This window comes from Acinetobacter sp. SAAs474 (assembly GCF_032823475.1).
Taxonomy (GTDB): Bacteria; Pseudomonadota; Gammaproteobacteria; order Pseudomonadales; family Moraxellaceae; genus Acinetobacter.
Window position 1 is genome coordinate 887,247 of the sequence record NZ_CP127915.1, and the last position, 11,748, is coordinate 898,994.

Annotated in this window: 9 protein-coding genes and 1 riboswitch; of the genes, 8 read left to right on the forward strand and 1 reads right to left on the reverse strand. The window is 38.6% G+C overall.

Going from position 1 to position 11,748, the window contains the following annotated elements; genetic code table 11:
- Positions 1–94 precede the first annotated feature (94 nt).
- Positions 95–1,276, forward strand: a complete 1,182-nt coding sequence (ftsZ, locus tag QSG86_RS05155; protein ID WP_317030511.1) for a cell division protein FtsZ — start codon at positions 95–97, stop codon at positions 1,274–1,276.
- 124 nt (positions 1,277–1,400) lie between these two features.
- Positions 1,401–2,303: a UDP-3-O-acyl-N-acetylglucosamine deacetylase gene (gene lpxC, locus QSG86_RS05160; RefSeq protein WP_317032676.1), complete on the forward strand. Its 903-nt coding sequence runs from the start codon at positions 1,401–1,403 to the stop codon at positions 2,301–2,303.
- 93 nt (positions 2,304–2,396) lie between these two features.
- Here the strand turns inward: lpxC and QSG86_RS05165 are convergent, their stop codons facing one another.
- Positions 2,397–2,840, reverse strand: a complete 444-nt coding sequence (locus tag QSG86_RS05165) for a DUF721 domain-containing protein (RefSeq protein WP_317030512.1) — start codon at positions 2,838–2,840, stop codon at positions 2,397–2,399.
- Positions 2,841–2,945: 105 nt separating this feature from the next.
- Here QSG86_RS05165 and QSG86_RS05170 point away from each other — a divergent pair, with 105 nt between their 5' ends.
- From QSG86_RS05170 to QSG86_RS05195, 6 genes are all read left to right on the forward strand, one after another.
- Positions 2,946–3,668 (forward strand): M23 family metallopeptidase, encoded by a 723-nt coding sequence (locus QSG86_RS05170; RefSeq protein WP_317030513.1) that lies wholly within the window; start codon positions 2,946–2,948, stop codon positions 3,666–3,668.
- A 239-nt stretch (positions 3,669–3,907) separates the two neighbouring features.
- Positions 3,908–6,610, forward strand: a complete 2,703-nt coding sequence (gene aceE / locus QSG86_RS05175; RefSeq protein WP_317030514.1) for a pyruvate dehydrogenase (acetyl-transferring), homodimeric type — start codon at positions 3,908–3,910, stop codon at positions 6,608–6,610.
- A 2-nt stretch (positions 6,611–6,612) separates the two neighbouring features.
- Entirely contained in the window at positions 6,613–8,571 is a 1,959-nt protein-coding gene (locus tag QSG86_RS05180; protein WP_317030515.1) for a 2-oxo acid dehydrogenase subunit E2, read from the forward strand.
- Between the two features lie 106 nt (positions 8,572–8,677).
- Positions 8,678–8,816: riboswitch (yybP-ykoY riboswitch) on the forward strand.
- A 72-nt stretch (positions 8,817–8,888) separates the two neighbouring features.
- Complete coding sequence (locus QSG86_RS05185; RefSeq protein WP_317030516.1) at positions 8,889–9,467, forward strand: TMEM165/GDT1 family protein; 579 nt, start codon at positions 8,889–8,891, stop codon at positions 9,465–9,467.
- A 373-nt stretch (positions 9,468–9,840) separates the two neighbouring features.
- A complete protein-coding gene (locus QSG86_RS05190) occupies positions 9,841–10,206 on the forward strand; it encodes a YkgJ family cysteine cluster protein (protein ID WP_317030517.1) in 366 nt (121 codons plus the stop codon).
- A gap of 559 nt (positions 10,207–10,765) precedes the next feature.
- Complete coding sequence (locus QSG86_RS05195; RefSeq protein WP_317030518.1) at positions 10,766–11,716, forward strand: omptin family outer membrane protease; 951 nt, start codon at positions 10,766–10,768, stop codon at positions 11,714–11,716.
- Positions 11,717–11,748 lie beyond the last annotated feature (32 nt).

The window sequence follows — 11,748 nt, forward strand, 5'->3', positions numbered from 1 at the left end:
CTGGGACAGCATCCTGAAAACAATTTTTTTTTAAGATTAAGGCAGTGTACGGGCTCTAGTGGCTGCCAATAGAGAATTAGGAAATCTAAAGGTCATGGCATCATTTGATTTTTTGGAAGATGATCAAGCAGATAGCAACGGTCAAGCCCGTTTCACTGTTTTTGGTGTAGGCGGTGCCGGTGGTAATGCGGTGCAACATATGTTGCAGTCTGATATTCAAGGCGTAAAGTTTGTTTGTGCCAATACCGATAAACAAGCTTTGGATCGTATGGATTCCAAGTTTAAAATTCAGTTAGGCGAACAAAGTACACGTGGCTTGGGTGCTGGTGCTAATCCACAAGTTGGACAAGCTGCAGCAGAAGAAAGCCGCGAATTAATTCGTCAGCAACTTGAAGGCACGGATATGGTTTTTGTGACTGCCGGTATGGGTGGTGGCACAGGAACGGGTGCGGCACCAGTGGTGGCTGAAATTGCCAAAGATATGGGGATTTTAACTGTTGGGGTGGTTACTACGCCATTTAATTTTGAAGGTAAACGTCGCCAACAATCTGCTGAAAAAGGGATTGAATCTTTAGAGCAACATGTTGATTCCTTGATTATTATTCCGAACCAACGCCTATTAAAGGTATTTCGTGATATTTCAATGAAAGATGCGTATAAAAAAGCAGATGATGTTTTATTAAATGCTGTACGAAGTATCTTTGATCTGGTGGTTCGTCCTGGTCATATTAACCTCGACTTTGCTGACTTAAAAACAGCGATGAGTACACGTGGTTATGCGATGATGGGTGTTGGTGTTGGGCGTGGTGATAACCGTGCTCGTCAAGCAGCAGAGCAGGCGATTCGTAGTCCGTTGCTCGATAATGTCACGATTATGAATGCAAAAGGTATCTTGATCAATGTGACAGGTGGCGATGATGTAACCTTTGGTGAGATTGAAGAAATTACCGATGTAGTGAATCAGATCGTTGATCTTGACGAAGGTCAAGTATTCTACGGTACAGTCTTTGATCCAGATGCACGTGATGAATTAAGTGTGACGGTGATTGCGACAGGCTTAACACGTAACGCTGCAGATGCTGTAGAACCTGTTAAGCGTCCTAGCGCAAAACCTCAAGTATCCAATTCTGGTGCTGTTGATGAGGATGATGTACCGGCGATTCAGCGTCAACAGACCGAATCTGCTCAACAGGGCAATACAGCATCAGGTTCGGGATTGTCTCGCCCAACCCCGATGAGTATTCAGGAATATCTTAAAAATCAACAACGTAAGTAAGTTTTAATTATTATTGTTTGAATTTTGTTAATTAAAAAGGTAGCTAAATTGCTACCTTTTTGATTTTTATCAATGGCTAAATATGCTAACGTATCAACATTTCTATGCGGGTGATGAAGAAAACATGCTGAAACAACGTACCTTGCAACGTGTCGTGAAGGCCAGTGGTATTGGTTTACACAGTGGTCAGAAAGTACTGATGAACTTTGTACCACACCATGTAAATGGGGGTATTGTATTTCGCCGTATCGATTTAAGTCCACCTGTAGATATCCCTGCAGATGCTATGCTGATTCAAGAAGCTTTTATGTGTTCTAATTTGGTTCAAGAGAATGCCAAGGTGGGAACTATTGAACATGTCATGAGTGCTATTGCAGGCTTGGGGATTGATAATTTAATTGTAGAGGTTTCTGCTTCTGAAGTGCCGATTATGGATGGTAGTGCCGGACCTTTTATTTATTTATTGATGCAAGGTGGTTTGCAAGAACAGGATGCACCCAAAAAATTTATTAAAATTCTAAAACCTGTACAGGCATTGATTGAAGATAAAAAAGCAGTCTTTGTACCACATCATGGTTTTCAATTAAATTTTACCATTGATTTTGATCATCCTGCCTTTCGTAAAGAATACCAGTCTGCAACGATCGATTTTTCTACAGAAGTATTTGTCTATGAAGTGAGTGGTGCAAGAACATTTGGTTTTATGAAAGATTTGGATTACTTAAAAGCCAATAATTTGGCTTTAGGTGCCAGTTTAGATAATGCAATTGGTGTAGATGATACTGGTGTGGTTAATGAAGAAGGCTTACGTTTTTCTGATGAGTTTGTACGACATAAAATTTTAGATGCTGTCGGTGATTTGTATCTATTAGGACATCAAATTATTGCTAAATTTGATGGCTATAAATCAGGTCATGCATTAAATAATCAATTGTTACGTAATGTGTATAGTGATCCAGAAAATTATGAAATTGTAACATTTGATGATGTTAATAGTTGTCCAATTAAGTATGTAAGTGTGACTTAAATCTCGCTTTTTGGCTACTTCTGTTGCTGAAAAAATCAAACACTGCAGTAATCTCCTGTTTTGTTGCATTATTAGTACTGAATCAGCATTCGCTTATTTATTTTTAGTACTTGCCAAACGTAATAAAGCTTGGCTAAGCTTAGGATCTTTGACAAACTCTGCGGCATGTTTAAGCATATCTTGGGTATCTGCATCAAGTGGTTGGGTGATTTTTGCTCTTGTTACAGTGGCTTTGGGGAGTGTTCTTAAGCGGACTTGAATTTTTTGTAAGTCTTTGAGTTCATCTAGCTGAGCAAGTTGAAGTAAGTATTGCTTTTGAAGATAGGCAAGTTGACTAACCATGGCTTGATTTAAACCCGTAATGGTGAGTACGCCTTGGGTATAACAAGCCACTTGCCATTGCTCTGGTTGGGGCAATAAAGGTTGAATTATCTTGGTCAATTTCTGCCATGCAGTGATTTGATTGGAGAGAAACGTTAAGTTTCCTGTTTTTAAGTGTTTTCTTGTTTGTTGGAAAACGTTGACGGGTTTGGACATACATACTTCCTTCATAGTCATGTCTTAATCTTATGCGTTATTCTGAGTAGATATCAAGGAAGAGATCGCAAGGAACTTTTTCTAAGAACAGTTTATGAGGTTTTTATGCTGACGCGCCGTCTTGTTTTAAGTTTTTCAATTGCAGCCTCTGCTGCATCAATTACATATGCAGATTTAATTGAAACTACTCCTGCATATGCTGCATCACAGGATCGTCTCGAAGAGTTGACCAAAACACTGGCACAAGGCAATAGTGATGCTGCTGATGCTATGCAGTTAGATGATGCCGCTAGCATAAAAAAAATGAATGTTAAGCTGAGAAATAATCCAAGTTCAAATTCAATTGAAATTAATAATCAAACCTTAGCACAAAAATATACTGCAACTTCCTCAAAAGACTATAATTCAACTGCTTATAATTCAGCTAACCCTTATAGCTGGTTAGTTACACACCCTTTACCGAATGCGAGAGTCAGCTCAAACTATGGTGGAAGAACCATGGGTGGACGTGCTGAAAATCATTCAGGTTTAGATCTTGCTGCACCAACAGGTACCCCGATTTATGCAACAGGACCAGGTATTGTAACCAAATCAGGTTGGGGAACGGGATATGGTCAATACATTGAAATTAATCATGGTAATGGTTATTTGACACGTTATGCACATGCTTCACGTCTGGTGGCCAATGTGGGTGATCGTGTTGAAGCTGGTGATCATATTGCCAATGTTGGCTGTACTGGCCGTTGTACTGGACCACATTTACATTATGAAGTGGTTAAAGATGGACAACGCAAAAATCCATCTTCTTATTTAGCGATGCTAGATTAAGAAAAATACATATTTCAACTTTTATGTATCGCTATTTTATATTATAAGAATAAAGTACTATTTCGTTTGAAAAATCAACAAAATTGACGCTTTACCCCCCTGATTGGGGGGTAAGGCGTTGACGACCATTTATTTTCTAAATATTAGTCCAAGGTCGTATTTATGTTTGGCAATATGTATTAACCCACAAAATGTGGTACATATAAAAACTATTACTCGGTTTTAAGGATAGGTGGAATATGGCGTTCTATGGCGATAGCGATGCGCAAGAAACCCAAGAATGGCAAGATGCTTTTGATTCTGTTTTACAACATATGGGGACAGAGCGTGCTGCATTTTTATTAGAAAAATTATATCAACGCGCAATTGCGAAGCATGTTCCCATTCAGCGTCTAAATACACCTTATTTAAATACGATATCGGTAGAAGAACAACCAGCAATGCCTGGTGATCAGGATATGGAACGTCGTATTCGTGCATTGATTCGTTGGAATGCACTGGCAATGGTATTGCGCGCAAATAAAACAGGTGATGATTTAGGTGGTCATTTAGCAAGTTTTGCATCATCTGCAACATTATATGATGTTGGTTTTAACCATTTTTTCCGCGCAAGTAATGATCATTTTGGTGGTGATTTAATTTATTATCAAGGTCACTGTGCACCTGGTATTTATGCACGTTCTTTCTTAGAAGGACGTTTAACGGAAGAACATTTAGATAATTTCCGCCGTGAAGTTGATGGTATTGGTTTACCGTCTTATCCGCATCCTTATTTAATGCCAGACTATTGGCAGTTCCCAACTGTATCGATGGGATTAGGCCCAATCATGTCTATTTATCAGGCACATATTCAAAAATACTTGATGAATCGTGGCTTGATTAAAGAAGAAGATCGTAAAGTCTGGGCATATCTAGGCGATGGTGAAATGGATGAGCCAGAAAGTCTGGGAGCAATTTCACTGGCTGGTCGTGAAAAATTAGATAATCTGATTTGGGTGGTCAACTGTAACTTACAGCGTTTAGATGGTCCAGTCCGTGGTAATGGTAAAATTATTCAAGAGCTTGAATCTCTATTCCGTGGCGCTGGTTGGCGTGTAATTAAAGTGGTTTGGGGTCGTCATTGGGATCCTTTACTGGCAAAAGATCAAACAGGTGCCCTAAAAGCGGTGATGGAAGAAGCCGTAGATGGTGACTATCAGCGTTATCAAGTTAAGGGTGGTGGATATACACGTGCCCATTTCTTTGGCCGTTATCCAGAAGCAGAAGAGTTAGTGAAAAACCTCAGTGATGAGGATATCGATAACTTGAATCGTGGCGGTCATGATCCGTATAAAGTATTTGCAGCTTATGCTGAAGCCAGTAAAGCCAAAGGCCAGCCAACCGTTATTTTGGCGAAAACAGTCAAAGGTTATGGTTTATCTGAAGAAATTGAAGCTGTGAATAAAACGCATCAGATTAAAAAGATGCAGCTTGAATCACTTAAATATGTCAGAAATCGTTTTAACTTGCCATTTACAGATGAGCAGCTTGAAGAAGTACCATTTTATCGTCCAAGTGAAAACTCACCTGAACTAAAATACATGAAAGCACGTCGTGAAGCATTGGGTGGATACTTACCAGCACGTCGTAAAGAAAGTGAATCTTTAGCTATTCCAGATCTTTCAATTTTTGATGCAGTATTAAAAGGTTCGAATGGTAAAGAACAATCAACCACTATGGTGATGGTCCGTTTGATTTCAGCCTTGCTGAAAGATAAAGCCATTAAAGATCGTGTTGTACCGATTGTTCCAGATGAAGCACGTACCTTTGGTTTAGAAGGTATGTTCCGTCAATTGGGTATTTATGCCGCACATGGTCAAAAATATACACCTGAAGATCAAGAGCAATTGATGCATTACCGTGAAGCTAAAGACGGTCATATGCTACAAGAAGGGATTAATGAAGCTGGTGCGATGAGTGCATGGGCAGCGTTGGCGACCAGTTATTCAACCAATAACTTGCCAATGATTCCAATGTATATGTATTACTCCATGTTTGGTTTCCAGCGTATTGGTGATATTGCATGGGCAGCAGGTGATGCTCAAGCACAAGGTTTCTTGTTGGGTGCGACTGCTGGACGTACCACCTTAAATGGTGAAGGTTTACAGCATCAAGATGGTCATTCACATATTTTGGCCAATACCATTCCAAATTGTGTGTCTTATGATCCATGTTTTGGTTATGAATTGGCGGTGATTGTGCATGATGGTTTACAGCGTATGTATGTCAATCAAGAGCGCGTATTTTACTATTTAACCGTCATGAACGAAAATTATGAACATCCTGCTATTCCTGATGGTGCTGAAGAAGGAATTAAGCGTGGTATGTATTTACTACAAAAAGATGATAAAGCCACTGTACAGCTATTGGGTTCAGGCGTCATTCTTCGCGAAGTGATTAAAGCTGCCCAGATTTTACGTGATGAATATCAAATTCATGCCAATGTTTATAGTGTCACCAGCTTTAATGAATTGGCACGAGATGGTATGGCATGTGAAGAATATAACCGCTTGCATCCAATGACTGAATTGCCAAAAGAAGCATGGGTATCGAAACAGCTGCGTGATACACATGGTATTGTCGTTTCTGCGACAGATCATGTGCGTGCGTATAGTGAACAAATTCGTGCTTACTTACCGGATAACCGTCCATTTGTTGCTTTAGGTACTGATGGCTATGGTCGCTCAGATACACGCGCAAAATTACGCAGTTATTTTGGGGTTGATGCAGCACATATTGTGGTGGCGACATTGAAAAAATTGGCTGATGAAGGCGAAGTTGATGCACGTTTAGTGAAAGATGCGATTTCAACTTTTGAATTGGATACAGATCGCCCAGTTGCATGGTTACCACAACAACACCCTGAGTTACATGCAGTTGCTGACTATAAAGAGGAGAACTAATCATGCAAATTACGACTCCTGATATTGGTGTAGAGAAAGCAACGGTTGCTGAAATTCTGGTTAAAATCGGTGATCATATTGCGGTTGATGATAGTATTGTTTTACTGGAATCTGATAAAGCGTCAGTTGAAGTGCCTAGTACGGCTGAAGGTACAGTAAAAAATATTTTGATTCAGCAAGGCGATGAAGTGAGTGAAGGTGCGGTCTTGATTGAATTAGATAGCACTGAACAGCCTGCGACAGCAGTAGCTGCTGATCCAGTTACCACAACACCACCAGCCCCAACTACAGCTAGCCATGCTGACGCGACAGCATCTGTCGATAAGCAAACGACAACGGCTACGCTTGTTGAAGTGCAAGTACCTGATATTGGTGTAGAAAAAGCAACTGTGGGCGATATTTTGGTTCAGGTTGGTGAGCAAGTAGATGTTGACCAAAGTTTGATTGTGGTGGAATCAGATAAAGCAACAGTTGAGGTACCGAGTACTGTAGCTGGTGTAGTTGAACATATTGCAGTGCAATCAGGTGATGTCGTCAAAGAAGGCGTTGTAATCCTGAGTGTAAAAAGTCAAAGTGCTGCAGCGACAAGTGCTACTCAGGAAAAAGTAGCAGTTGCATCAGCTGTAACACCCGTTGCTGCTACCACTACAGCTCCTGTTGCAGCCGCTGGCCGTATTGAAATTGCTGTCCCTGATTTAGGGGTTGAGCAGGCAACGCTGAGTGAAATTCTGGTTCAGGTTGGTGATCGTGTTGAAAAAGATCAAAGTCTGGTTGTGGTTGAGTCTGATAAAGCCACTGTAGAAGTACCGAGTACTGCTGCAGGTGTGATTACAGCTATTCATGTTACAGTTGGTCAGCGTGTCAAAGAAGGTACTGCTTTGGTTGTACTTGAAACTGCAGCAGCACAATCATCTGAGGTGGTTACTCCTGTAGATGCTGTGAGTGCGTCTTTACCTCAAGCAGCAACACCAGAGATAAGATCAGAACAGCGTGAAACTGCTGTAGTGACTAGCAATGCAGATAAATTAACCCCAGCACAAAATCTGGAAAATGCGAAAGTATATGCAGGGCCTGCTGTACGTAAACTTGCACGTGAATTAGGTGTTGTATTGTCGGAAGTGAAAGCTTCTGGCCCACATGCTCGCTTGATGAAAGAAGATTTATTTGCCTATGTTAAGTCACGTTTAGGTCGTGCCAATACTGCAATTGCTGCACCAACAGCAGCTGTGGTGAGTGGTTTACCAAAATTACCAGACTTTAGTGCATTTGGTGGAGTAGAAGAGAAGGTCTTAACACGTTTACAACAAGTGTCGATTCCACAACTTTCACTCAATAATTATATTCCGCAAGTCACACAGTTTGATTTGGCTGATATCACTGAACTTGAAGCATGGCGTAATGATCTAAAAGCCAACTTTAAAAAAGATGGTATTAGCTTGACGATTATGGCTTTTATTATTAAAGCAGTCGCGCATTTATTGAAAGAAGAGCGTGAATTTGCAGGTCATTTATCTGATGATGGTAAAGCTGTTTTATTACGTCATGAAATTCATATGGGTATTGCGGTTGCAACACCAGATGGTTTAACGGTACCTGTACTGCGTCATCCAGATCAAAAGTCAATTAAGCAAATTGCAATTGAGTTGGGAACGTTGGGACAAAAGGCACGTGATAAAAAGCTTTCACCTAAAGATTTGCAAGGTGCAAACTTTACGATTTCAAGCCTTGGTGCAATTGGTGGTACAGCATTTACCCCATTGGTGAATTGGCCTCAAGTGGCAATTTTAGGTATTTCTCCAGCAAGCATGCAACCGGTTTGGAATGGTCAGGAATTTGAGCCTAAGCTCATGTTACCATTGTCTTTATCTTATGATCACCGTGTGATTAATGGTGCAGATGCTGCGCGTTTTACTCATAAGTTGACTCAGCTATTACAAGATATACGTCATTTATTAATTTAATTGTCACGGCCATCTTGAATCACATTGAATTGTGTTTTTAGCGCTTGAAAACCCTGCTTTGGCAGGGTTTTCTAGTTGTGAAGTAGCATCATATTCTATACAATACAATAACTTCATTGGGGAGTAGCCGCTGTTCATCATGAACAGGTAATGATCAACATATTTGCTTTAAAACAAGCATGGTCATTATAGCAAAGAACCATAGATACTTTTTTAAGTTTTCTTTTGTTGGCAAGACCTTTGATTGACCACTCTGCATTTGGCTAGCAGGAGCGGTGAATCATAGGTATTTTATTGCTAGCCAGAGAAATATCCTCATGCTAGATGCTTTCTTTATTTCTTTAGTGATCGTTGCACTTTCTGAAATTGGCGATAAAACACAATTATTGGCGTTGTTACTGGCGGCTAAATTCCGTAAACCTATTCCTATTTTATTGGCCATTTTTGCCGCTACGGTGATTAACCATGGTGTTTCTGCAATTTTAGGACAGTGGATTACCACGGTCCTTAGTCCTGTCGTATTATTGTGGATTGTCTCGCTGGGTTTTATTGCCATGGCCATCTGGATGCTTATTCCAGACCAGTTGGATGATCAAGATGATCATATTAATAAATGGCAAAAATATGGTGTATTTGGAACCACATTCATTCTATTTTTTCTAGCAGAAATAGGTGATAAGACACAAATTGCAACAGTCGCATTGGCCGCTCGATTTGACAGTATTACTTGGGTTACTTTGGGAACAACGCTGGGGATTATTTTGGTCAATCTTCCAGCCGTATTTATTGGCAATAAACTAGCCGAAAAACTTCCGATTGCGCTTATTCATAAAATTGGTGCGGCGATCTTTTTAATTATGGGTGTGGCTGCCTTGGTGCAACATTATTTTTTCTAATTTAATCTTAATCAGAATGAATCATAAAATTTTTTACTAATTAGTGCGCCATGATATGGTGATAGCAATGCTATGACCATATTGAATATCTGGTTTTATCACAGTGTAATGATCAGTTAAAATGACGGGATAGATGATATAGATATCGTTATCTAAAAACATTGATATTAAAACCATGATTATTGCTGAATATTGTAAAGTATTAGTCGCTGAATCTATTGATTACATTTTATTTTTTAGAATTTTACTGTGCTTATAAATTCAGTATTCAGTTATACAATCGTCTAAAAAATTAAAAAAATATTGAGTTTAAAGATGATATTTTTTAGAATTTTTCGAAAATTAATCGTCAGATAACGAGAAGTTAATAAAAATGTTGTCTCAATTACCTACCTCAGATGCTTGTTTAAATTGTGGTGCTTGTTGCGCTTTTTTTAGAGTTTCATTTTACTGGGCAGAGGGTTTAAATATACCTGAACATTATACGGAGCCTGTTAATTCACTATATTCATGTATGGTGGGTACCAATCAAAAAAATCCAAGATGTTCTGCACTGTCGGGTATTGTTGGTCAGGCTGTTTCTTGTGATATTTATACACAGCGTAGTTCTTCATGTCAGGAAGTACGGGCAGGTGATCAACAATGTAATAAAGCACGTCGTGCATATCAAATGATTCCACTGATCTCAATAGATGTTATACCACCTAGTAATGATGAAGATTATGAGCGTGTAGGTTAACAAAGTCGCTCATATTGTATATTCTAAAGGATAACGATTGACTCAATTATTGATTGCTTTTTAAGAATCGCTGTTCTTTTTTTTTAGATTTCGTATTCTTTTCTTGATGGAATCATCGCATGTAGTTATTGATTTGAAATAATTTTTTTAGAGTATTTTGTATCATAAGCGCTATTGCTATAGATAAAATTTATCTGCTTATCTGCTTATCTGCTTATCTGCTTATCTGCTTATCTGCTTATCTGCTTATCTGCTTATCTGCTTGAATTTGATCAACTCAATCGCCAATTGCTAAGGGATGTGAATCAAGTGTTTGAGTTTAGAATCCAAAAAATGGTTTAATTTCTGATATTCCATAAAATTGATATTGAGATGGTTTTTAGCTTCACACAATACAAGGTTGATAATTCAACTAAGCATTTTTTTTAATTATTTTGATATATAATGCGGCGCGTGATACGGAGTATTATGGTTAATAATTTTAGTCTTTATACTCCCGATAATAATAAAAAGTTGACTTAATCCATACCTCTAAACTTATAGATTTTAATAAAACCCTATGAATAAATATATATTACTTTTTATTTTAAGCCCGAATTTGGCTTATGCAACAGCTGATATTGCATCAGGTCATTTAACGACTCAAAAAATTTCTGTGGCATTATCTTCAGGTTTAATGTTGAATGGTGGTAAAGCCAAAGAGTTTGTTTATATAGATGATATTAAACGTTCACAACTCAACTGGGACATTAAAAATGCGCCAATCATTAAAGCGGACTTATCTTGGCAACCTTTCTCTTGGTTAAGCTTAAATGCCAATGCTTGGACCACCGTGACCCAAAGTTCTTCTTTAGTGATGTCGGATTTTGATTATACGGATCAAACTGATGCTAAATTGATGACAGATTGGTCATATCATCCAGATACTAAGATGAAATATGCCAATCAAGTTGATCTGAATGCACAGCTGTTTGCCTTGTCTGATACTCAGTATAAAGCGGGTTTTGTCGTTGGCTACCAACAAAATAAATTTAATTGGAATTCTAAAGGTGGAATATATCGTTATAGCTTGACTGATCATGATGGCAATTATATTCCTGGTACAGCACAAATGTTCAGTGGTGAATTTGATAAAAAAAATGATAAAGGTATTGATTATAAACAGATCTATCGAATGCCTTATATCGGTCTTAATGCACAATATGACAATCAAAAAATTTCACTAGGAGCAACTGTTAAATATAGTGCATGGGTCACGGCAAAAGATGTAGATCATCATTATGCCCGAGAGACTGTTTTTTATAGTCAAGTCAAAAATATGGATTATTATGGTGTCAATTTAAATGCGGGCTATTATATCCGTCCAGATACCCAGTTATTTACTGCATTTGAGTGGAATAAATATCGCGAAAAAATGGGTAAAACCCATCAAACAGACAATATTCAGGGACAAGGATCTTTATCCAGTCAATTTCAGAATTTGAGTTTAGGAATTAAATATTATTTTTAAGTGATGATTGCTGCCGAAATAGTGTGTAGAGA